Source organism: Puerhibacterium sp. TATVAM-FAB25 (genome assembly GCF_046535855.1).
Taxonomy (GTDB): Bacteria; Actinomycetota; Actinomycetes; order Actinomycetales; family Cellulomonadaceae; genus Puerhibacterium; species Puerhibacterium variabilis_A.
This window is the reverse complement of record NZ_JAXUAK010000020.1, coordinates 1-21,282: the sequence shown is the minus strand read 5'-3', so window position 1 is coordinate 21,282 and position 21,282 is coordinate 1. Positions and strand designations below refer to the sequence as shown.

At 75.9% G+C, this 21,282-nt stretch carries 24 protein-coding genes and 1 pseudogene; 5 read left to right on the top strand and 20 right to left on the bottom strand.

What is annotated here, in order from left to right; translation table 11 throughout:
- Positions 1-38: 38 nt before the first annotated feature.
- The 3 genes from U5M74_RS14605 to U5M74_RS14595 all read right to left on the bottom strand — a co-directional run bounded on the left by U5M74_RS14605 (position 39) and on the right by U5M74_RS14595 (position 2,074).
- The gene (locus U5M74_RS14605; RefSeq protein ID WP_410909653.1) at positions 39-1,082 is read right to left on the bottom strand and encodes a zinc-dependent alcohol dehydrogenase family protein; all 1,044 of its coding nucleotides are present in this window, start codon (positions 1,080-1,082) and stop codon (positions 39-41) included.
- 44 nt (positions 1,083-1,126) lie between these two features.
- Positions 1,127-1,480, bottom strand: coding sequence for a hypothetical protein (locus tag U5M74_RS14600; RefSeq protein WP_410909652.1), 354 nt, complete (start codon positions 1,478-1,480; stop codon positions 1,127-1,129).
- A 150-nt stretch (positions 1,481-1,630) separates the two neighbouring features.
- The gene (locus U5M74_RS14595) at positions 1,631-2,074 is read right to left on the bottom strand and encodes a hypothetical protein (protein WP_410909651.1); all 444 of its coding nucleotides are present in this window, start codon (positions 2,072-2,074) and stop codon (positions 1,631-1,633) included.
- A gap of 92 nt (positions 2,075-2,166) precedes the next feature.
- Between U5M74_RS14595 and cutA the strand changes: the two genes are divergently transcribed.
- From cutA to U5M74_RS14580, 3 genes are all read left to right on the top strand, one after another.
- Positions 2,167-2,505: a divalent-cation tolerance protein CutA gene (gene cutA / locus U5M74_RS14590; protein WP_410909650.1), complete on the top strand. Its 339-nt coding sequence runs from the start codon at positions 2,167-2,169 to the stop codon at positions 2,503-2,505.
- Positions 2,502-3,590 carry a P1 family peptidase gene (locus U5M74_RS14585; RefSeq protein ID WP_410909649.1) on the top strand — a complete coding sequence of 363 codons (1,089 nt, stop codon included), beginning with the start codon at positions 2,502-2,504 and terminating at the stop codon, positions 3,588-3,590. Before cutA ends, U5M74_RS14585 begins: the two co-directional genes overlap by 4 nt.
- A gap of 70 nt (positions 3,591-3,660) precedes the next feature.
- Positions 3,661-5,073, top strand: coding sequence for an IS1096 element passenger TnpR family protein (locus U5M74_RS14580; protein ID WP_410909648.1), 1,413 nt, complete (start codon positions 3,661-3,663; stop codon positions 5,071-5,073).
- Positions 5,074-5,112: 39 nt separating this feature from the next.
- On the opposite strand, the gene U5M74_RS14575 is transcribed toward U5M74_RS14580, so the two are convergent.
- From U5M74_RS14575 to U5M74_RS14515, 13 genes and pseudogenes are all read right to left on the bottom strand, one after another.
- The gene (locus tag U5M74_RS14575; RefSeq protein WP_410909647.1) at positions 5,113-6,045 is read right to left on the bottom strand and encodes a hypothetical protein; all 933 of its coding nucleotides are present in this window, start codon (positions 6,043-6,045) and stop codon (positions 5,113-5,115) included.
- Between the two features lie 193 nt (positions 6,046-6,238).
- The gene (locus tag U5M74_RS14570) at positions 6,239-7,342 is read right to left on the bottom strand and encodes a glutathione S-transferase family protein (RefSeq protein ID WP_410909646.1); all 1,104 of its coding nucleotides are present in this window, start codon (positions 7,340-7,342) and stop codon (positions 6,239-6,241) included.
- A 9-nt stretch (positions 7,343-7,351) separates the two neighbouring features.
- Positions 7,352-8,281, bottom strand: coding sequence for a GvpL/GvpF family gas vesicle protein (locus tag U5M74_RS14565; protein WP_410909645.1), 930 nt, complete (start codon positions 8,279-8,281; stop codon positions 7,352-7,354).
- 32 nt (positions 8,282-8,313) lie between these two features.
- Complete coding sequence (locus U5M74_RS14560; protein WP_410909644.1) at positions 8,314-8,637, bottom strand: gas vesicle protein K; 324 nt, start codon at positions 8,635-8,637, stop codon at positions 8,314-8,316.
- Complete coding sequence (locus tag U5M74_RS14555) at positions 8,634-9,566, bottom strand: gas vesicle protein (protein ID WP_410909643.1); 933 nt, start codon at positions 9,564-9,566, stop codon at positions 8,634-8,636. Before U5M74_RS14555 ends, U5M74_RS14560 begins: the two co-directional genes overlap by 4 nt.
- The gene (locus U5M74_RS14550) at positions 9,559-9,981 is read right to left on the bottom strand and encodes a gas vesicle protein (RefSeq protein ID WP_410909642.1); all 423 of its coding nucleotides are present in this window, start codon (positions 9,979-9,981) and stop codon (positions 9,559-9,561) included. Before U5M74_RS14550 ends, U5M74_RS14555 begins: the two co-directional genes overlap by 8 nt.
- A 79-nt stretch (positions 9,982-10,060) precedes the next feature.
- Complete coding sequence (gene gvpO, locus U5M74_RS14545) at positions 10,061-10,732, bottom strand: gas vesicle protein GvpO (RefSeq protein WP_410909641.1); 672 nt, start codon at positions 10,730-10,732, stop codon at positions 10,061-10,063.
- Positions 10,729-10,980, bottom strand: a complete 252-nt coding sequence (locus tag U5M74_RS14540) for a gas vesicle protein GvpG (RefSeq protein WP_410909640.1) — start codon at positions 10,978-10,980, stop codon at positions 10,729-10,731. Before U5M74_RS14540 ends, gvpO begins: the two co-directional genes overlap by 4 nt.
- A gap of 1 nt (position 10,981) precedes the next feature.
- The gene (locus U5M74_RS14535) at positions 10,982-11,749 is read right to left on the bottom strand and encodes a GvpL/GvpF family gas vesicle protein (protein WP_410909639.1); all 768 of its coding nucleotides are present in this window, start codon (positions 11,747-11,749) and stop codon (positions 10,982-10,984) included.
- Between the two features lie 200 nt (positions 11,750-11,949).
- Positions 11,950-12,156, bottom strand: a pseudogene (gvpJ, locus tag U5M74_RS14530) (gas vesicle protein GvpJ); the annotation flags it as partial.
- A gap of 30 nt (positions 12,157-12,186) precedes the next feature.
- Positions 12,187-13,461, bottom strand: coding sequence for an SRPBCC family protein (locus U5M74_RS14525; protein ID WP_410909638.1), 1,275 nt, complete (start codon positions 13,459-13,461; stop codon positions 12,187-12,189).
- Positions 13,462-13,488: 27 nt separating this feature from the next.
- Complete coding sequence (locus tag U5M74_RS14520) at positions 13,489-14,544, bottom strand: hypothetical protein (RefSeq protein ID WP_410909637.1); 1,056 nt, start codon at positions 14,542-14,544, stop codon at positions 13,489-13,491.
- A gap of 173 nt (positions 14,545-14,717) precedes the next feature.
- Positions 14,718-15,323: an HhH-GPD-type base excision DNA repair protein gene (locus U5M74_RS14515; protein WP_410909636.1), complete on the bottom strand. Its 606-nt coding sequence runs from the start codon at positions 15,321-15,323 to the stop codon at positions 14,718-14,720.
- Positions 15,324-15,412: 89 nt separating this feature from the next.
- Here U5M74_RS14515 and U5M74_RS14510 point away from each other — a divergent pair, with 89 nt between their 5' ends.
- Positions 15,413-15,976: a hypothetical protein gene (locus U5M74_RS14510; RefSeq protein ID WP_410909635.1), complete on the top strand. Its 564-nt coding sequence runs from the start codon at positions 15,413-15,415 to the stop codon at positions 15,974-15,976.
- A gap of 67 nt (positions 15,977-16,043) precedes the next feature.
- Here the strand turns inward: U5M74_RS14510 and U5M74_RS14505 are convergent, their stop codons facing one another.
- From U5M74_RS14505 to U5M74_RS14490, 4 genes are all read right to left on the bottom strand, one after another.
- Positions 16,044-16,838, bottom strand: a complete 795-nt coding sequence (locus U5M74_RS14505; protein WP_410909680.1) for a putative F420-0 ABC transporter ATP-binding protein — start codon at positions 16,836-16,838, stop codon at positions 16,044-16,046.
- A gap of 100 nt (positions 16,839-16,938) precedes the next feature.
- Entirely contained in the window at positions 16,939-18,021 is a 1,083-nt protein-coding gene (locus U5M74_RS14500; RefSeq protein WP_410909634.1) for a putative F420-0 ABC transporter permease subunit, read from the bottom strand.
- On the bottom strand, positions 18,018-19,061 hold the full coding sequence (locus tag U5M74_RS14495; protein ID WP_410909633.1) for a putative F420-0 ABC transporter substrate-binding protein: 1,044 nt from the start codon (positions 19,059-19,061) through the stop codon (positions 18,018-18,020). The genes U5M74_RS14500 and U5M74_RS14495 overlap by 4 nt, the downstream gene beginning before the upstream one ends.
- A gap of 193 nt (positions 19,062-19,254) precedes the next feature.
- Positions 19,255-20,103 (bottom strand): class I SAM-dependent methyltransferase, encoded by an 849-nt coding sequence (locus U5M74_RS14490; RefSeq protein WP_410909632.1) that lies wholly within the window; start codon positions 20,101-20,103, stop codon positions 19,255-19,257.
- Between the two features lie 149 nt (positions 20,104-20,252).
- Between U5M74_RS14490 and U5M74_RS14485 the strand changes: the two genes are divergently transcribed.
- Positions 20,253-21,083: an SDR family oxidoreductase gene (locus tag U5M74_RS14485; protein WP_410909631.1), complete on the top strand. Its 831-nt coding sequence runs from the start codon at positions 20,253-20,255 to the stop codon at positions 21,081-21,083.
- The last annotated feature ends 199 nt before the right edge of the window (positions 21,084-21,282 follow it).

Below are 21,282 nucleotides of genomic sequence, written 5' to 3'. Positions count from 1 at the left end.
CGGCAAGCCAAGGCGAATGAACTCACCGTGGACGCGGGCTACCGCCGCGGGTCGATGACCGTCATGCCCTCCCGGCGCGCGTCGTGCAGCCCGGGCAGCAGCGCCGCGCCCTCCGCCAGCCCGACGACGCGGGCGACGAGGTCCTGCGGGCGCAGCGCGCCGGAGGCGACGAGGGCCAGCATCTCGGGGTAGTCGGCGGCGGCCATGCCGTGCGAGCCGAGCAGGTCGAGCTCCCAGGCGATGACCCGGCCCATCGGCAGGCGCGGGCGGGCGTCGTCGCCGAGCAGCAGGCCGACCTGCACGTGCCGGCCGCGGCGGCGCAGGCTCAGGACGGCGTCGGTGGAGGTCTGCTCGGAGCCGACGGCGTCGATGGCCACGTGCGCGCCGCCGCCGGTGAGGGCGTGGATCGCGGCAGGCACGTCGCGCCCGTCGGCGAGGACGGTGTGCGCCGCGCCGGCGCGGCGGGCGGCCTCGAGCGCCCCCTCGTGCCGGTCCACGGCGATCACCTGGGCGCCGAGCGCGGCGGCGATCATCGTCGCCGAGAGGCCGACGCCGCCGGCCCCGACGACGGCGACCCACTCGCCGCGCTGCACGCGGGCGCGCCCGGCGACGGCGCGGTAGGCGGTCGCGAACCGGCAGCCGAGGGCGGCCGCCGTCTCGAACGAGACGCCGTCGGGGATCGCGACGAGGTTGGTGTCGGCGGCGTGCAGCACCACCTGCTCGGCGTAGGAGCCCCAGTGCGTGAAGCCCGGCTGGGTCTGGTCGGGGCAGACCTGCGCCTGGCCGGAGGCGCACCACTCGCAGCGGCCGCAGCCGCACACGAACGGCACGGTGACGCGGTCGCCGACCTGCCAGCCCGAGACGCCGGCGCCGACAGCGCTGATCACGCCGGCGAGCTCGTGGCCGGGCACGTGGGGGAGGGCGGGGATGCCGTCGTCGTGCCCTGCCCACGCGTGCCAGTCGCTGAGGCACAGGCCGGTGGCGTGCACGTCCACGACGACGCCGCCGGCCGGGGCGGTCGGGTCGGGCACCTCGCGGACCTCGGTCGGGCCGGTGAACTGGTCGAAGACGATCGCACGCACGAGCGGCATCCAACCACGCGCACCGGCCCGGCCGACGGCGGTGCTCAGCCCGCGTCCGTCGCCTGCTGCTGGGCCATGGGACGCGGCCGCGAGCGGCGCGGACGGTCGAGCCCGGCCTCGGCGACGGCGGTCTCGAGCGCGACGACGAAGTCGCCGAGCATCGCGTGCAGCAGGCGCGCCTTGTGCAGCGCGTTGGCCGCCTGCGCGGCGTCGTGCGCCTGGAAGTCCAGCGTCGTCACACGGGAGCAGTCGGCGACCGTGAAGACGGCGTCGACGCGGTAGGAGCCGTCGGACTCGTCGAACGGCTCACACAGGTCGATCTCGGCCAGCGCGTAGGCGCCGGCATGGTGCCCGCGCCTGTTCAGGAAGGCGCGGCGATAGAAGCGGCGGAAGACCACGGGATCTCTCCTCTCGGGACGACAAGTACCTGCCGGGAGGGGCGAGGTAGCTGCTTCCCGAGAGACGAGATCCCGTTGTTCATGGCGCCGACACTAGGCCGGGACGCCGACAACCGCGCGACACCGTCGCCGGCTGCTACGCGCAGCGCGTCAGGCGCACTCGTCGCAGACGCCCGTGGCGGGCAGCGCCGTGAAGCAGGTGGGGCAGATCGCGAGCGGCCGGTCCTCGGGCGCGGGGCGGCGGGCCGGCGCGGCCTTGGGCGCCGCTGCTCGCGGCGTGCGCGGCGCCCGCTTCGGCGTCGCGGCGGACGACTTCGGCGCGCCGGCGACCTCGAAGCCGTGCTTGCGCAGGATCGCGACGGGGTCGACCTTGCCGCCCTCCAGCTCCTCGGCCATCGCGACGCGGCCGGTGGCGTACCGGTGGGCGACACCGAGCACGGCCTTGGCGTCGTAGACCTTGTCCTCGTGCACCAGGGTGCCGGCCGGCGAGGCCTGGAACCCGTACACGCCGAGGAAGGCGTCCTTGCCGCGGTCGTCGTACTCCGCGAGGGCCTTGAGGATGTGCTGCCGAGTCACTGCGGAGAAGGTTGCCACGGTCATGAGGGTAGTCGGCGCGGTGTCGGGTCCCGCTCGCGATGAACCCCACATGGGGGCGTTCCGGGGCACTGACCAGCGACAATGGACGCATGGCACTCGACGATGTCGTGCAGGTCACCACCACCGCGGACGACGCCGACGTCCTGACGGCGCTCGCGCGCGACGCGGTCGCCGCGCGCCTGGCCGCGTGCGCCCAGGTCGAGGGGCCGATCACCAGCACCTACTGGTGGCAGGGCACCCTCGAGACGGCCGACGAGTGGCGCGCCACGCTCAAGACGACGCAGGCGCGGGCCAACGCGCTCGAGGCGTTCCTGGTCGAGCATCACCCGTACGACGTGCCCGAGGTGGTGCGCACGCCGGTGGTCGGCGGCAACCCTGCCTACCTGGCGTGGGTGCGCGCCGAGGTCCGTGGTGGGGTGGGGGAGTGAGCGCCGGCCTCCACCAGCCCCGCCCCCGCGTCCGCCACCTCGGGATCCTCGTCGGCCCGCTGGCGACCGGCACGCACGACGCGATCACCGACGTCGCCGGCGTCCGCGTCGGCCACACCACCGTCCACGACGGCGACCGCGTCCACACGGGCGTCACCGCCGTCGTGCCCGACCAGCTCGGCCTCGGCCTGCCCGGCCGCGAGCGCGCCACCCTGCCGTGCGGCCTGTTCGTCGGCAACGGCTTCGGCAAGCTCGTCGGCGCCACGCAGCTCGCGGAGCTCGGCGCGATCGAGACCCCGATCGTGCTCACCGCGACGCTCTCGGCGTTCCGCGCCGCCGACGCGCTGACCACCTGGATGCTCGCCCGTCCCGGCCACGAGGACGTGCGCACGCTCAACCCGGTGGTGGGGGAGACCAACGACGGCCTGCTGTCCGAGATTCGCGCCCGCCCCGTCACCGAGGCGCACGTGCTGGCCGCGCTCGACGGCGCCACGTTCGGGCCGGTGGCGACCGGCAGCGTCGGCGCGGGCACCGGCACGGCGGCGCTCGGCTACAAGGGCGGCGTCGGCACGGCCTCGCGCGTGGTCGACGTCGCCGGGCGAGCGCACACGGTCGGCGCGCTGGTGCAGAGCAACTTCGGCGGCACGCTGACCGTGCGCGGCGTGCCGCTGCCGGCCGCAGAGCTGCTCGCCGAGGAGGAGCGCGCGGCGGAGAGCGCCAACGGCGTCGAGGACGGCAACTCCTGCATGATCGTCGTCGCCACCGACGCCCCGCTCGACGCCCGCCGCCTGACCCGCGTCGCGCGTCGCGCAGTCTTCGCCATGGGTCACGTCGGCGCCGACTTCTCCCACGGCAGCGGCGACTACGCGCTCGCGTTCAGCACCGCCGCCCCGGACGCGCCGCTCCTCGCCGACGCCCACCTCGACCCGCTGTTCGCCGCGACCATGGACGCCGTCGAGGAGGCACTGCTCGACTCGGTGTTCACCGCGACGACGACGTTGGGCCACCGCGGCACCCGGCACGCCGTCCCGCTGGAGCCGGCGCTCGCCCGGCTGCGGGCGGCCGGCGTCATCGCGGGCGACTGAGCCCGTCCGGCACGCCGCCCGGCGCGCACGGACGCTCGCGCCTCCACGGACCCGCTGCTTGGATGCTGCGGTGAGCACCGCAGCCCGCTACCGCCTGCACGTGCAGCTCGACGAGATCGCGCCGCCCGTGTGGCGCCGCCTCGAGGTCCCGGCCGACCTGCCGCTGCGGGACCTGCACCGCGCGCTCCAGCTGGCGATGGGCTGGTCGGGCACGCGCCGGCACGTGTTCGAAGGCCGGCCGGAGTCCGGCGTCCGGCTCGACGAGGTGCTCGCCCGCCCGGGTGACACGGTCGGCTACGTCTACGGCCTCGCGGACGCCTGGCGGCACACCGTCCGGCTCGAGGAGGTGCGGCCCGCACCCGCCCGGCAGATGGGTGACGACGACGGTCCCGCCGTCCGGCTGCTCGACGGCGCCCGCGCCTGCCCGCCCGAGGACGTCGGCGGCGTCGTCGGCTACGACGTCGTGCGCGACGCCGCCGCCATGCTGCTGCACGGCCGGCGCGTGCCCGACGAGGTGGCCGAGGCGCTCGCGGCCGAGTACCCGGGCCTCGCCCCGGCCGAGATCCTCGCCGCCCTCGACGAGTTCGACGTCGCCGCCGCTGCCCGGCTGGTCGCCGGCGTGTGGACGCTGGCCGAGGCCGCGCCGCCGCTGCTCCGGAGCCTGCTCGACCGCGCCGCCGACCCGACCGCCCTGCTCAGCCTCTACCGCGACGTGCTGCGCGCCGCGCCGGTGCGGCTGTCCGCCGCCGAGGTGGCCGGTGCGGTCGACGACGCCGCCTGGCTCGTGCGGCGGGTCGGCGCCGAGGGGGTGCCGCTCACGGGCGACGGCTCCCTCGAGCCCGGCCTCGTGCACGAGGCGGCGGCACGGCTCGGGCTCGACGAGCCGGTCCCGGGCACCGACGGCGCGGACCTCGCCGGCGAGGAGGACGTGCGGCCCGTGCTGTGGTTCCGCGAGGTGCTCACCGACCTCGGCCTGCTCGCGGCCGAGCGCGGCCGGCTCACCGCCACGGCCGACGCGCTCGCCGTCGTCGACGACCCCCGCACCCTGTGGGACCGGATCGCCGCGGGCCTGCCGGTGGGCGACGACCCCGACCTGCAGGACGCCGGCGCCGTCCTGCTGCTGCGGCTCGCGGGGTCCGACGGCGCGCTGCCGCGCGGCGCGGGCGCCGGCACCGGGGCGGCGTTCGGCGCGGCGGCCCGCGCCACCGGGCCGGGCGACCCGCTCGCCGAGCGCGGCTTCCTCGTCGACCGCGACGAGCGCACCGGGCGGGCGCTCGCCTCGCTCGGCGGGGACGCGGCGCACCTGGACGAGGTCGACTTCGCCGACGTGCGCGCCGCGGCGCGGCCCACCCGGGTGCTGCTGGAGCGCCTGGGCGGCTTCCACCCGGACGGGCGCGGCTATCCGGGCGACTTCCCCACGCGCGTCGGCGTCGCGCTGGCCCGGCAGGCGCTCGGCGCGGGCGAGGTCACCGTCGGCGGCTGACCGCGGCCCAGCGCCCGAGGCGCGGTCATCGAGGCGCGGTCAGCGCCCGACGTCGACGACCAGCGGCGTGCTCGACGTGGCGCCGGCGGCGTTGAGGAGCTCGACGGTGTACACGTACGAGCCCGGCGCCTTCCCGGTCAGGCGCACGCTCGCGTGCTGGGCGCTCGGCGTCCGCGCGGTCAGCGTGCCGGCCCCGACCACGACCCCGTCCTCGAGGAACCGGTAGGCCGTGGCGTTGGTGCCCCACCACAGGCTGGCGGTGAGGGTGTAGGACCCGTCGTGGGCCTGGTCGGCGACGCTCAGCTGCGGCACGCCGGGGGAGGCGTCGGTGACCCGGACGGTCAGCGGCGTCGTCGCCGTGACGCCGTGCGCGTTCTCCAGCTCGCCGGTGAACGTGTACGTGTCGTCCGGCAGCCCGGTGACCGGCACGGACACCACCTGGGCGCGCGGTGAGCTGGCGGTCAGCGGCACCGAGTCGACCAGCACCCCGTCGCGGTAGAGCCGGAACCGGTCGCCGTTCTCGCCCCACCACAGGGTGGCCGTCACGGTGAAGGTGCCGTCCGTCAGGCCGGTGTCGTGGCCCTCGTCCGAGCTCAGCACGGCGACGCCGGGCCTGGCCGCGCCGTCCTCGTCCGGCCGGGCGGCGCCGTCGTCGAGCGCGTCCGCCGGCACCCCGGCGTCGGCCGGGGCGACCCGGGCCGGGGGCGGCAGCAACGGCGGCCCGCCGGCGTCGGCAGCGGTGTAGAGGGAGACGGCGTAGAGCGAGGCGGTGAGCGCGCCCGGGTCGTCGCCGGTGGCGGCGGTCCTGGCCGGTGCGGTCCTGTCCGCTGCGGCCGCGGCGCTGAGCGCGAGCGGGGCGGCCAGCACGAGGCCGGCGGCCAGCGCGCAGACACGGGCGAGACGGCGGGCCAGCGGCGCCCGGCGGGCGTCGCGGCGGCGGGACGGGCGGGGAGCGGGGAGCAGCGTCGTCATGGGTTCCGTCCTCGGGCACGGCACCGTTGCCGTGAGGTCGAGCGGCGATCAGGACCGAGCACCCGGCTCCGGGCCGGGGAGGCTGCGCCGGTCGGGACCGGTGCCCCGACGGCGCCGCGGGATGGCGACCACCTCACCACCCTGCGGCGTGCTGCCCCGCCGTGTCGAGGGGCTGAGGACTATCCGCGTCGCGTCAGGCCGCGTACAGCGGGTTGTGCCCCGCGGCCACCCGCTCGCCCCCGCGGACCGGGCCGGGCGCGGTGCCGCCGTCGCCCCAGGTCTTGTCGCCCAGGCGCTCGCGGCCGTGCGGCTCCAGCCACCCGTCCAGCGCGGGCCCGGCGGGCACGATCTGCGTCGGGTTGATGTCATTGTGGACCACGTAGTAGTGCCGCTTGATCTGCACGAAGTCGACCGTGTCGCCGAAGCCCGGCGTCTGGAACAGGTCGCGGGCGTGGGCCCACAGGTGCGGCATCTCGGTGAGCTTGTTGCGGTTGCACTTGAAGTGCCCGTGGTAGACGGCGTCGAACCGCACCAGCGTGGTGAACAGCCGCACGTCCGCCTCGGTGAGGTGGTCGCCCATGAGGTAGCGCCGGTCGGCCAGCCGCTCCTCGAGCCAGTCGAGCGCGGTGAACAGCCGGTCGTAGGCGGCCTCGTACGCCTCCTGCGACCCGGCGAACCCGCACCGGTACACGCCGTTGTTCACCTCGGTGTAGACGCGCTGCATCACCGCGTCCATCTCGGCCCGCTCGTCGGGGTCGTCGGGCAGCAGCCGCGGCGCGCCCTCGCGGTGGTGCTCGGCCCACTCGGTCATGAGGTCGAGCGTGATCTGCGCGAAGTCGTTGGTGACGACGGCGCCGTCGCGCGTGTCGACGATCGCCGGCACGGTGATGCCGCGCGGGTACCCGGGGTCGCGCTTGAAGAACGCCTCCTGCAGCCGCTCGATGCCGAGCACCGGGTCCTTGCCGTCCGGGTCGAGGTCGAAGGTCCAGCTGCGCTCGTCGTGCGTGGGGCCGGGCAGGCCGAGGCTGATCGCGTCCTCCAGGCCGAGCAGGCGCCGCACGATGATGCTGCGGTTGGCCCACGGGCACGCCCGCGCCGCGACAAGGCGGTAGCGGCCGGGCTCGACGGGGTAGGTGTCCGACGCCGCGTCGTGCCCGCCGTCGGACGCGCCGCCGTCGCGCGTGATGCGGGTGGGGATGTACCGCTGGTCGCGCACGTACTCCTGGCCCTTGACCGTGTACGTGCCGCCCTTCGCGTGCTCCGGGCGGTCGGACGGGGAGGACGCGGCGTCGTTCATGTTTCAACTCTAGGACGGAACGGACCTGTCGGACACCTCGGTGCCCGGGGCAGCGGTGCTCGGCGAAGCGGTGCTCGGCGAAGCGGTGCTCGGCGAAGCGGTGCTCGGTGAAGCGGTGCTCGTTCCCTCGCTGCCGGGCACCTCGAGGCCCGGCACGTCGGCGAACGAGTACGGCGGCCACGGGCCGAGGTACCGGATCCGCGCGGCGGGCTGCTCGTCCCGCACCGCGGCGAGCTCGCGGCCCACGCTCGGCATCGCCTCGCGGGCCACGAGCAGCGACACGGCGAGCACCGGCACCTGCCCCTCCTCGGGCCGGGCGCGGCGGTTCTCCGTCAGCTCCTCGGAGATCCCCGCGAGCCGGCGGCGCAGGGTGGGGTACAACTCGTCGGCGAGGGCGTCGGCGGCCTGGCGCTCGAGCGCGTCCAGCCGCCGGCGCAGCAGCCGCTGCACGCCCGGCGGCTTGGTCTCCAGCTCCGCCTGCACGGCCCGGGCCGCCTCGTCGCGCTCGGCGACGGCGTGCTGGTCGAGCGCGACGTCGACGCGCAGCTCCACCCGGCCGCGCAGCGCGTCGAGCCGCGCGCGCAAGTCCGCCGCATGGGTGGTGAGCCACCGCTCGAGCCGGCGGCGTGCCGACGCGTCGGTGTCCTCGCCGCCGTCGCCGTCGTCGTCCTCACCGGGCGCCACGATGACGTTGAAGCTCATCGGCAGCACCGGCACGCCCTCCTGCCAGAGCCGGTCGACGACGTCGCTGTGCTCCACGATCCAGCGCCGCACGTCGTCGTCGGCGCCCTGGTACGGCCCGCCGGCGTGCCGGTGCACGACGGCGGCGACGCCCGCGGCGTGCACGGCGTCCAGGCGTGCGCCGTCGATGCCCGTGCCGAGCTCGGTCGGCGCACCCGCCACGACGGCGTAGACGTACAGGCCGGTGACGGTGGCCATCGGCCGCTCGAGGCTCGCCGGGCCCGGGGTGCTCACTCGCCCTCCCGCCGCGCCTGCTCGGCCCACCGCGCCGGGTTGACCAGCTTGTCCACGAGCTCGTCGACCACGTCGTCCAGGCCGCGGTGCAGCTCCGCGACCGAGGTGGTGAGGCCGTGGTCGGCCTTGATCTGCTCCAGGGCGTCGTCGAGGTCGAGCAACGCCTGGCCGAGCCGCTCCTGCTCCTCCTCGGTGAGGTCGCCGCCCTCGATGCGCCGCAGCGCCTGGTGCTCCAGCGCCTCCTGGATCACCTCGACCAGCGTCACGACCAGCGTCAGCACCCCGTTCTTGAGGCTGCTCTCGTCCACCCGCAGCGTCATCGCGACCCTCCCGTCGGCTCCAGCGCGCGCCGCCCCGCGACGTCGGCGACCGCCTGCGCGAGGCGGGTCGCGTCCGCCGTCGCGAGCCGCACGGCGGCCGCGGCGCCGTCGTCGGCGCGCGCCCGCACGACGACGACCTGCCGGCCCACCGGCGACCGGTCGCGCTCGACGTCGACCGACGCGATGTCCTCGGGGCGCAGGCGCACCGCGGGGCGGCCGTCCAGGGCGCCCTGCCAGGTGAGCACCCCGTCCGCGTCGAGCACCGCCGTGCCGCCGCGCCACGTGCTGCGCCCGGCGAGCTGCTCGAGGTACCAGGTGTGCTCGCGCAGCAGGGGAGCGGGCTCGCCGCGCGCCGGCCGCGCCGTCGTGGGGCGGGCGCCGTGCTCGACGAGCAGGTCGCGCAGCCGCTCCGGCGCCGCGGCGGAGAGCACCGTCTCGCCCGCGGGCGTCTCGATGACGACGCGGGTGCGGTCCTCGCCGCCGACGGACGGCTCGGTGCGCAGCGAGACGCCGACGACGTCGGCCAGGTCGGCCTGCCAGAGCAGCTCGCGCGGCTCCGCGCGCCAGACCAGCAGCCGCCGCGTGGTGAGGTAGACCGTGCCGGGCCGCCAGAGCGGGGCCGGCTCCTGGAGCCGGTGCCCGCCGGCCATGCGCGCGACGACGTCCTCGTCGTCGGCGAGCGGCAGCTGCCGGGTCACCGAGCGGCGGACCCACTCGCGGGTCTGGGCGTCCCAGCGGCGCATCATCCCGTGCTCGAGCATCGTCTCGATGCCCGCGACGGTGGCGCGCAGGTTGACGCCGATGAGGGGGATGTCGGCGACCGTGATGATGAGGTCCAGGTCGAGGTAGACGCCCTTGTCGAGCAGCGCGTCGACGAGGTCGGGCAGCGTCGCGCGCAGGTCGCGGGTCGGCTCCAGCGCCTCAGCCATCGCGGTGCGCCTCCTCGGGCTCGTGGCCGGCGATCTCCTCGGCACGCCCGCCCCGCAGCGCGTGGGCGCTCTGCCAGCCGCACCACGGGCAGTACTCCTCGAGCAGCTGCCGGGTGGGGGAGGCCTTGCCGCAGCTCGGGCAGGTCTCCTTGGCCTCGGTGGCCGCGCGCCAGGCGACGGTGTCGGTGTTCGTGCCGGACGGGAACTCGAGCCCGTACCGCGCCGCCGTGTCGAAGGACGCCAGCGCCGCCCGGATGCGGATGCCCAGCAGCTCCACCCCGGCGACCGACACCATGATGTCGGCGTTGAGCACCAGCCCCTTGTCCAGCAGCGTCTCGATGACGTGCGCCAGCGTCCCCTCGCGCTCGCGCTGGGGCTCCATGGCCCGGCCCGGGCCGCCACCTACCACGGTCATGGGTCGCCCTTCGTCCACCGGGCCGCCCCGCGTCGCGCCGGCTGAGGCCGGCCCGCCCCGTCGCGACGCCGCGGCCCGCTCAGTCCTCCACCCGGCCGCGCACGAACCGCCGGCCGCGCCGGTAGCCGAGCAGCTGGCCCTCCTCGTCGAGCCTGACCTCGTACTCCGCCAGCACGTCCGAGCTGCTCGGCACGTGCGGGTCCTCGACCACGTCGAGGGTGACGATCCATCCGTCGTCGCTGCGCCCGACAGCGACGACGCCCTCGACCGCATGGCGGATCAGCGCGTCGAGCTCTTCCCGCGCCCGCCGGGCCGCCTCGCCGGCCCCGAGCCGCGGCCGGCTCGACCCGCGCCGCGCACCGTCGTCGCGGTCATCGCCCTCCGACCCGCTCCGCGGCGACGCCTCCTCCTTCCCATAGGCCTCGTCCTCCGGGCTCTCCGCACTGTCCGGGCTCTCGGGGCTGTCCGGGCTGTCCGGGCTCTCGGGGCTCTCGGGGCTCTCCTCGTCCGTCGGGCGCTCGGACGGCTTCGGGCGCTTCTCCTCCGCGGGACGTCCACGCCCCTCGGCGGACTGCTCCGGCCGCCGCCGACGCTGCGGTTCCTCCGCGTCGTCGCCCGAGCCTCCGCGCCGCCCGGGCCGCTCGGCGCGCGGCGGTGGCTCACGCCGCCGCGGACGGTCGGACTCCTCCGGCCGCCGCCGGGGGCGCCGCTCCGGCGCCCGCCTCGCCCCTCGTGCCTCGGTGTCGCTCACGGCTGCCCCTCCCGCTCGCGCCGGTTGGCCTCGATCAGCCGCGCCACGAGCTGCTCCTCCAGCGCGTCGGCCTCGGCGTCGTCGAGCGCGCCCTCCTCGCGGGCCCGCTCGACGTCCTCGAGCTGCCGGCGGATGCTGCCGGGGTCGTAGTAGACCCGCTCGGCCTCGCGCTTCACCTGCTCGGCCACCCAGATGGTGCCCCGCACCGGGGCGAGCGGCAGCGACAGGAGCCCGCTGAGCAGCCCCATCTCAGGCCCCCTCGACGAAGTCGTACGGCGCCTGCGGCCCCACGAGCCGCACCGCGACGATGCCCGCCGTGCCGGCGGCGTACGCCTCGAGCGCGTCCTCGAACGCCTGCACCGCGCCGCGCGGCACGAGCGCCGCCAGCTCGGCGACGTCGTCCACCTGCGACGTGGGCCGCTGCCGCACCTCGACCGCGTGCGGCGCGGCGGCGGCCTCCAGCGTGGCCGCATACTCGGCGCGCTTGCGGTCGAAGCCCGCCACGACCAGCTCGCCCAGTCGGATGCGCGCCCGGTACGTCTCCTCCTCGAGGTGCTCGCGGGTCTGCTCCCGCAGCCGCCGGATCTCCGGCTCCTCCTCGACCAGCTGCGCGATGACCGCGTCCTGGACGAACCGGGCGCGGACGGTCAGCTGCACGGCGTCGGCGAGCTCGCGGAGCCGGTCGGCGTGCTCGCGCTGCTGCGGCGCGGGGAACGCGGCGCCCATGTCCGCGGCGTCGTCCACCGTGGTGCCGAACCGGACCGGCAGCACCGGCCCGGTGGCGGCGACGGCGTCGAGCACCGCCACGTAGTCGCGGACCTCGGCGGGCAGACCGACCACGGCCCGCCCGTCGAGGTCCGACACCAGCGCGGCGACCTCGCCGAGCGGCACGAGCCGCACGGGCGCGCCGTGGAGGCCGGTGAGATCGCGGGGGAGCCGGGTGCGGCGCGGCGCGATGCCGTAGAGGTACAGCCCCGCCACCTGCGTCCCGACGCCCGAGGACACCTGAGCGCTCATCACCGCTCCTGCCGCGCGGGCCGGCGCCGCCGCGGTTCCTCCTGCCGCCCGCCGTCGTCGTCGTCATCGTCGCGGGAGAACGCCTCCTTGACCGAGTCGATCATCCCGCTGGTCTTCCCGCGGGCGCCGCCGCGCATCATGCCCTCCGTCAGCTCGGTGAGGTCCTTGCCGCCGGTCTGCGTGAGGTCGAGCCGGTTGGTGGCCTCGGCGAACCGCAGGTAGGTGTCCACGCTCGCGATGACGATGCGGGCGTCGATGGTGATCAGCTCGATGCCGACCACCGAGACCCGCACGAAGATGTCGATGACGATGCCCTTGTCGAGGATGATGTTGATGACGTCGGCCAACGAGGCGGACGACGGACGATCGAGGTACCCGCCGCTGCGGGTGGTGGTGACCGCACTCATGGTTCCTCCTTCGGCTGCCAGCTCCCGGCGTTACCGTCGGCCCCGACCGCGTCGGGGCGCGGGCTCCTGCGTCGTCGCCTCCTCGTCGCTCTCGTCCTCGGCCTCGTCGCCGCCCTCGTCGTCGTACTCGGCGGCCTCCTCCTCGGCGTAGTCCTCCTCGGCGTAGTCGCCGCCGGCCTCGCCGTCGGGGCGGTCCTCCTCGTCCTCGTCGGACGCGTACTCGTCGTCCCCGTACTCGTCGCCCTCCGGCGCGCCCTCCTCGGACCCGGCGTACTCGTCGTCGTACTCCGACTCGTCGGTGCCCTCCTCCTCGGAGCCCTCCTCCTCGGAGCCCTCCTCGTCGGCCTCGCGCTCGGCCATGACGTCGTCGTGGCTGCGCACGATCTCCTTGTCGTGGATCTCCGCGTGGTAGCCCTCGACGTCCTCGGGGTGCAGCACCGTGTCGGTCATGACGTGGCGCACGAACAGCTTCAGCTCGAGCCGCACCCGCCGGTTGGCCGCCCGCCAGATGTTGGCGGTCTTCTCCATGAAGCCCTGCGGGTAGTACTCGAGGACGACCACGATGCGCGTCAGCTCCTCGGCGAGCTCGTGGAAGGTCACCGCGCCGCTGATGTGCCCCTTGGGGCCGCCGGACTCCCAGACGATGCGCCGGTCGGGCACCTGCTCCTTGATCGTGGTGTCCCACTCGCGGTGCGACCAGAAGACCTGGCCCTTGAACTTCCCCTTGCCCTCGTCCGGGTTGACCTCGGCCCGCTCGAGCTTCTTCATGAAGTCGGGCCACTGGTCGTAGGTGGTCCAGGCGTCATAGACGATGTCGACCGGGGCGCCGACGTCGAACGTCTCGACGATGTTGTTGAACTTGAACTTCTTGCGGCCGCCGCCCTTGCCGCCGCCCCGGCCGAAGAGGCCCTTGACCTTGTCCTTCACCCCGGTGCCCAGCGCGGACAGGCCGGCCTTGACCGGGGACTCGCCCTCCGCGATCTTGCTCGCGAAGTTCTCGGCGATCGACGGGCTCTTGCCGCCGTCGTCCTGGGCGTCGCCCTGGGTGTCGCTCGGGGGCGCGTCCGTCGTCTGGTCCTGGGCCTTGTCGTCGCTCGTGCCCGCGCCCTTGGCCTTCTCCTTGCCGTCACCACCCTCGGCGAACGAGGTCAGGCGGTCGGTCAGCGAGCTGGCGCTGTCGGTCAACCGGTTCACGGCCCGTCCGCCCATCGCCTTCGCGTAGCCGCCCGCCGCCTTCTTGAGGATGGACAGCGGGAGGCCCAGGCCGGGCTTCGGCACGTCGGGCTTGAGGGTCTTCTCGCTCATGGCGCTGCTCCTTCGCCCGTTCCCTGATCAGCTCGAGCGGCCCGAGCCGGTGGGCCGGCGTCGCCGCGGTGGCTGCGGCCTCTCGGTGGTGCCGCTGACGCGCTCCGCCGTCGAGGCGGAACCGCTCGACGAGCGCGCCCGCGAACCGGGGCGCGGCGTCGAACGACGTCCGGCGGCCCGCTCCTGCGGGGACCGCTGCGCGTCGCGGCCGTGCGGCGTGGCCCCGTCGGTGTCGACGGCGCCGGCCTGCTCGCCGTCGTCGTCCGCCGACTCGTCCTCGTCCTGCGGGGCCTCGTCCTGCGGGGCCTCGTCGTCGGGCGCTTCGCCCTCGTCCTCGTAGTCCTCGTCGGCGTCGGCCTCGTCGCCGGGCGCTTCCCCCTCGTAGTCGTAGTCCTGGTCGTCGGCCTCGTCGCCAGGGGCCTCGCCCTCGTCCTCGGGAGCCTCGTCCTCGGCGGCCTCGTCGTCGTAGGGCTCGTCCTCGTAGCCCTCGTCGCCTTCCGCCTGGTCCTCGTAGCCCTGGTCCTCGGCACCTTCGTCCTCCGGTGCCTGGTCCTCGGCGGTCTCGTCCTCCTGCTTCTCGCGCCCGCCGAGCGCTCCACCGGTCATCTTGCCGGCCGCTCCCTTGGCCCCCTTCGCGGCGGACCTGCCCGCGCCTGCCGCGGCCTTGCCTGCGCCCGCCGCCGCGCCGCCCGCGGCCTCGGCGGTCTCGCCGGTGGCACCGGTCGCCTTGCCGACCGCCTCGGCGGCCGCCTCGTTGAGGCGGTCGGTGCGCGCCTGGATGTTCGAGCTGATCGAGTCGACACCCTTGGTGGCGGCGGCGACGGCGGCCATCTTGGCGGCGTCGACGAGCTTGCCGGTGAGCTGTTCGGTGAGCTTCTGCATCTCCGGCGACTGCATGAGCTGGTCCCGCACCCCGCTCAGGCCGCCCAGCGCTCCGCCGACCCCGCCCTTGAGCGCGTCACCGCCGGTCATCCCCTTGCCTGCGACCGCCGCGGCGAGGGCGAGCGCCGTCTTCATCCGCTTCGTCCTGCCCAGCAGGTACCCGCCGAGCACGAGTGCGGCGAGCTTGAGCTTGTCATCCATGGCGACTCCCAACGATCCCTGCATTGGGTGCACGGCCAGCTCCCCCCGGACTGGTCGCCTGGTCCTAGCAGGATGACACGCACGTCCACCCCACGCGCGCCCGGATCGGCGGTTCAGCGGGTGAGGTCTGGTGCCGCCGCGACGCCCCCCGCGAGCGGGGGCGCGGGAGAGGCTCAGGCCTTCGCGGTCGCCGTCTGCTTGGCCGCGGCCTTCTGCGCCTTCTTGAACTCGCGCACCTTGACCATGGTGTCCGCGCTGGTCACGTCGGCGATCGAGCGGAACGAGCCCTCGTCGCCGTAGTGCCCGGCGGCCTCGCGCCAGCCCGCCGGGGTGACGCCGCGCTGCTTGCCCAGCAGCGCGAGAAAGATCTGCGCCTTCTGCTTGCCGAACCCGGGGAGCGCCTCGAGCCGCTTCAGCACCTCCGCGCCGCTCGGCGCGTCGCCGGCCGCGCCGGGCGCCGTCCAGATCCGTGTCACGTCGCCGTCGTAGTCGTCGACGACGGCGCGCGCCACCGCCTGCACGCGGCCCGCCATCGATCGGCCGTAGCGGTGGATCGCCGGCGGCGTCGTGGCCATCGTGACGAAGGCGTCGGGGTCGGCGTCGGCGATCGCGCGCGGGTCCAGCGTGCCCATCCGGTCACGGATCTTGCGGGGCCCGGCGAAGGCGTGCTCCATCGGGTACTGCTGGTCGAGCAGCATGCCGACCAGCAGCGCGAACGGGTCGTCGGAGAGCAGCTGGTCGGTGTCGGCGTCGCCGGTGAGCCACAGGGCGGAGGTCATGGGCACATTCTGGCCGACGGGCTGCGACGAGGCCGTTGACGGCGCCTGTGTACAGGAGGACTCTTGTCTCTGTACTAAGGAAGTGCACCATGCGCCGTCGCATCCTTGCCTGGTTGGCCGTCCTGTCGCTGCTGTTCACCGGGACGGTGCTCGTCGCCCCGTCGGCCGCGGCCCATCCCTACTGCGGGCAGAGCTGGAGCTCGCTCGCCAAGAGCGACCCCGGCATGTCCCGCGGGCAGCTCACCGACGTCCGCGCCGGGCGGCACGCCTGCTTCGACCGGCTCGTGCTCGACGTCGACCGGCGGCTCACCGGCTGGTCGGTGCGCTACGTCAGCCGCGTCGTCGCCGACGGCTCCGGGAAGGTCGTGCCGGTCCGCGGCGGGGCGCGCCTGGAGGTCGTCGCGCGGGTCGGCGTCGCGCCCACCGACGAGTTCTTCGTCGGCCCGGGCGGCAGGCTGGTCAACACCACGGGCTACCGCACCTTCCGCGACGTCGTGTGGGCCGGCAGCTTCGAGGGCGTGACGACGATCGGGCTGGGGGTGCGGGCGCGGCTGCCGTTCCGCGCGTTCGTGGTGGACGGGCCGGGGCACGGCTCGCGGCTGGTGGTCGACGTGGGCCACCGCTGGTGCGCCCCGGGCCACGCCGACTGCTGAGCCGCGTCGCCCGTCGACGAGGGCGCGCGCCCGAGGACGACGGCGCGCGCCCTCGGTCGCGCGTCGGTCAGTCGAACGCCAGCACCGGCCGCCCCGTGCGCGGGTGCCGCAGCACCGTGGTGCGCACCCCGTAGACCGGGTCGACGACCTCGGGCACGAGCACCTCGTCCACCGGCCCCGCCGCCACGACCCGCCCGCCGCCGCCGTCGCGCCCGGGGGCGAGCAGCACGAGGTGGTCGCACGTGCCGGCGGCCAGCGTGAGGTCGTGCAGCGCGGCGAGCACGGTGACGCCGTCGTCGGCCAGCGAGCGCACCAGCCGCAGCGTGGCGAGCTGGGCGGCGACGTCGAGGTGGTTGGTCGGCTCGTCGAGCAGCAGCACGCGCGGCCGCTGGGCCAGCGCGCGGGCGAGGTGGACCCGCTGGCGCTCGCCGCCGGACAGGGTGGTGACCTCTCGGTCGGCCAGGTGCGCCGCGCCCGCGCGGGCGAGCGCCGCCCGGGCGACGTCCCGGTCGTCGGGGGAGTCGCCTGCGAGCCACGAGCGGTGCGGGGTGCGCCCGAGCAGCACGGCGTCGAGCACCGTGACCGGCAGGTCCGTGGCGGCGTCCTGCTCCACGAACGCCAGGGTGCGGGCCCGGCGGCGGCGCGGCATCGCGAGCAGGTCCGCGCCGTCGTCGTCGCCGCCCGTCAGCAGCACCCGGCCGCCGTCGGGGCGCTGCACGCCGGCGACGACGCGCAGCAGCGTCGACTTGCCCGCGCCGTTGGGCCCGAGCAGGCCGGTCACGGCGCCCGGGGGAGCGGTGACGTCGACGCCGTCGAGGACCAGCCGGCCGTCGACGCCCCAGACGACCCGCTCGGCGGCCAGGCCGGTGGGCGCGGCGGCGTCGGCGGGACCGGTGTCGACGGCACGGCGCGCGGGGACGGCGGCGCGGTCGTCGACCGTCGTCGTGCCGGCCGTGGGCAGCTCAGGCACGGGCCCGCCCCCTCCACAGCAGCGCGCCGAAGACCGGCGCGCCGATCGCGGCGGTGACGATGCCGACGGGCAGCTCGCGCGGCTCGAACACCGTGCGCGCGAGGGTGTCGGCCCACACCAGGAACGTGCCGCCGGCCAGCGCCGACAGCGGCAGCAGCGCCCGGTGCCGGGCGCCGACCAGCAGCCGCACGGCGTGCGGCAGGATCAGCCCGACGAACCCGACGGAGCCCGACTGCGACACCAGCGCGCCGGTCAGCAGCGCGACCCCGACCAGCAGGACCCAGCGCACCCGCGCCACCGGCACACCGAGCGCGGCGGCGGCGGTGTCGCCGAAGGTGAACGCGTCCAGCAGCGACCCGGTGCACGCCAGCGCCGTGCCGAGCACGAGCACCGCGCCGCCGGCCACGGCCACCGACGTCCAGGTCGCGCCGGCCACCGAGCCCATGAGCCAGGACAGGATCTCGCGGTACTGGTCGCCCTTGGCCGACCAGAAGATGACGAAGCTCGTCGCCGCCGCGGCCAGCTGCCCGACGGCGAGGCCCGCGAGCACCGTGCGGGCCGGCGCGACGCCGCCGCCGCGCCCGGACGCCGCGGCCAGCGCCAGCGTGGCGACCAGCGCCGCCGTCGCGCCGACGAACGCCGCGACCGGCAGCAGCACCGTGACGCCCAGCACCAGCACCGCCGCGGCGCCGAGCGACGCGCCGGAGGACAGGCCCAGCAGGTAGGGGTCGGCCAGCGGGTTGCGGGTCAGCGACTGCATGACGACGCCGCACACCGCCAGCCCGGCGCCCACCGCGGCGGCGGTGAGCACGCGCGGCAGCCGCAGCTGCCACACCATCGCGTCGGGCAGCCGGTCCAGGGGTGCGAGGCCGAGCACGTCGCCCAGGCCCAGGTGCGTGGCGACCGAGCGCCACACGTCGCCGGGCGCGAGGTCGGCCGGGCCCACGGCCACCGCCAGCACGACCGACGCGAGCAGCGCGACGGCGGCGACGGTGGCCCACAGCCCGGTGCGGCGGGCGCCCGCCGGCGCACCCGCCGTCGTGCCGGGCCCGGGGCCGGCCGTCGCTCCGGTCACGGCAGGTCCAGCTCCCGCAGCTGCGCGGCGAGGTCGACGACGGCGTCGACGTTGCGCACGCCGGCCTCGGTCGCCGGGAACGGCACGGTGAGGTAGCGGTGCTCGCGCACGGCGGTGAGCTCGGCGGTGGCCGGGTTGGCCTCGAGGCGGGCGACCTTGTCCTCGGCGCTGTTCCACGTCGCGTCGACCAGCACGATGACGTCGGGGTCGTCGGCGACGACCTGCTCCCACGACATCGACGTCCAGGTGTCGTGCACGTCGGCCGCGACGTTCTCGAGCCCGACGGCGTCGAGGATCATCTGCGGCGCGCCGATGCCCGCGCCGACGTACGGCATGTCGTCGCCCGAGGAGTACCACAGGGCGGTCAGGCCGCGGTCGTCCGGCGTGACGCTCGCGAGCGTCTCGCGCTGCGCGGCGACGAGGTCGGTCGCCGCCGGGTTGACGTCGAAGACCTCGCCGACCTCTGCGATCTCGGCGAAGACCTTGTCGAACGTCAGCGGGTCGGGCATGTACCCCTCGCCCTTGCACGCCGACGGGGAGACGTAGGTGTCCACGCCGAGCTGCTCGAGCGTGCCGCGGTCGCCCGCGCCGTCGGCCGTCACGTTCGACTCCCAGCCGGCGTAGACCAGGTCCGGCTCGAGGGCGAGCGTCGCCTCGGTGCCGGGCACCTCGTCGCTGAACGGCTGCTCGACGGCGGTGCCGCGGGCGGCGTCGGCGAGCGAGTCCGGCAGCGGGCCGTCGAGGTAGGCCGAGCCGACGATCCGGTCACCCAGGCCCAGCGCCAGCAGCGTCTCCGCCGTCGACGACTTGATCGTCACCACGCGCTGCGGCGCGGCGTCGATCGTCACCGCGAACCCGCAGTTGTCGAGCGTCACCGGGTAGGTGGTGGCGACGGGGGCGTCCGACGTCGGCGCCGCGGGGCTCGCCGCGGTGCCCGCGTCGGCGCCGGCCGAGCTGGTGCCGCACGCGGCGAGGGCGAGGACCAGGCCGGCGGAGGCGGTGGTGGCGAGGGCGGCGGGCAGGTGGGGGCGCAGGCGCACGCGAGTGACTCCAGGGGTGGCTGACGATGCCGGGTGGCTGACCGACGCGCCATCTCGCGTCCGCGGACCCGCGGCCCCAACGCACGGGTCGCGCCGTCGGGCCAGATGCGCGGCCCGCGGTCCGTCGCCGAGCCTACCGTCGTCGGGTCGGCGCCGCGCCTGCGCCTGCGCCTGCCGCCCTCCTGCCCGCGGCTCAGCGGCGCTCGGCCGTCACCAGCAGGTACTCCCACTCCATCGTGCTGCCGCCGTCCGAGCCGCGCAGGTACCGGTCGCCGAGGGCCGCGAGCTCCTCGTCGAGCTGCCGCGTGCGCTCGGCGTCGTCGCCGACGTTGCGGTACGTGGCGATCATCGGCCCGTACGCCGCCTTGAAGAAGTCGCGCAGCTCCGCGCCGCTGGCGAACCGGTCCACCGTCAGCGTGCGGGTCTCCGCGTGCAGGTGGCGCACGCGGTCGCCGAAGAGGTCCCGCACGTGCGACTCGTCGCCCCACAGGGGCGGCGGCTGCGCGCCGGGCGGGGGCGGGGGCGCGTACGGGCGCAGGGTCGCGAACAGCTCGCCGATGAAGCCGTCGGGCGTCCACGACAGCACGCCGACCCGGCCGCCGTGCCGGGTGACGCGCAGCAGCTCGTCCGCCGCCAGCTGGTGGAACGGCGCGAACATCACGCCGATGCAGGACATCACGACGTCGAAGGCCCCGTCCGGGTAGGGCAGGGCGTGGGCGTCGGCCTGCTCCCAGCGCAGCTGCGCGCCCTGGTCGGCGGCCAGCTGGCGGCCCACCTCGAGGAGCTCGGGCGTGAGGTCGGAGGCGACGACGTCCGCGCCCGCGAGGGCGGCGGGGATGGCGGCGTTCCCGGAGCCGGCGCCGACGTCGAGCACGGTCTCGCCGGGACGCAGCCGGCACGCCTCGACCAGCACGGGACCGAGGCCGGCGACCGCGTTCGCGACGACGGCGGGGTAGTCGCCCGAGGCCCACAGGGCCCGGTGCTTGGTGCGGACCGTCTCCAGCAGCTCCGCGGGGACGGTGGCAGAGGGGGAGGTCGTCATGGTGTCCTCCTTCGGACGGTGGCGAGATGACGACCGTTCCAGCCTGCGCCCGGCGGGCCCGGCGATCCAGGGCCTGGCGCAAATTCGTGCCGGGGCCGGTGGGCGGGCGAGGCCGGGGCGCCGGAGGTCGCGCGGCTAGGGTGCGGACCATGACGAGCACCCCCGCCGAGAGCACCCCCGAGCCCGCCGCCGCGCCTGTCGAGGCTGCCGGCGCCCCCGACGCCGGCCGCCGCGTCCTGGTCACCGGGGCGTCGTCCGGCATCGGCGCCGCCACGGCCCGCCGCCTGGCCGCCGAGGGCTGGCGCGTCGTCGTCGCCGCCCGCCGCGCCGACCGGCTCGCGGCGCTCGCGGCGGAGACCGGCGCGGAGGCGTTCCCGCTCGACGTCACCGACGACGACGCCGTCGCCGCGCTGGTGGAGCACCTGCGCGCGACCGGCGGGCTCGACGCCGTCGTCAACAACGCCGGCGGCGCGCTCGGCCTGGACCGGGTCGAGGACGCCGACCTCGAGGGCTGGCGGCGCATGTACGAGCTCAACGTGCTCGGCACGCTGCGGGTGACCAAGGCGCTGCTGCCGCTGCTGCGGGAGTCGGCGCAGCGCACCGGCGGGTCCGACGTCGTCGTCGTGACCTCCACGGCGGCGCACGACGCGTACGAGGGCGGCGCCGGCTACACCGCCGCCAAGCACGCGGAGCGGATGCTCGCCACGACGCTGCGCTGGGAGATCGCGGGGGAGCCGCTGCGCGTGGTGCAGATCGCGCCGGGCGCCGTGGCCACCGAGGAGTTCTCGCTCGTGCGGTTCGAGGGCGACGCCGACCGCGCCGCCGCCGTCTACGAGGGGTACATGCCGCTGGTGGCCGACGACATCGCCGACGTGATCGCCTGGACGCTGACCCGCCCGGCGCACGTCAACGTCGACCTGCTGGTGGTGCGCCCGCGCGCCCAGGCGAACAACGTCAAGACGGTCCGCACGGGCGTCTGACCCCTCGCCACCTCCGCCCCTCCACCTGACGCCGAGACTTGAGTTGTGGGGGCCGCCCGGGGCGGGGGGGGGGGGGGCCCCCCCCCACAGTGGGGTCTACGCTGGGCCGGTGCCCGGCCCCGCCCCGACACAGCGCCAGGCCCGGCGGGGGGGCGGGGCCGCGCCCGCGCGCCCCAGCAACACCCACGCCCCGCGGGGG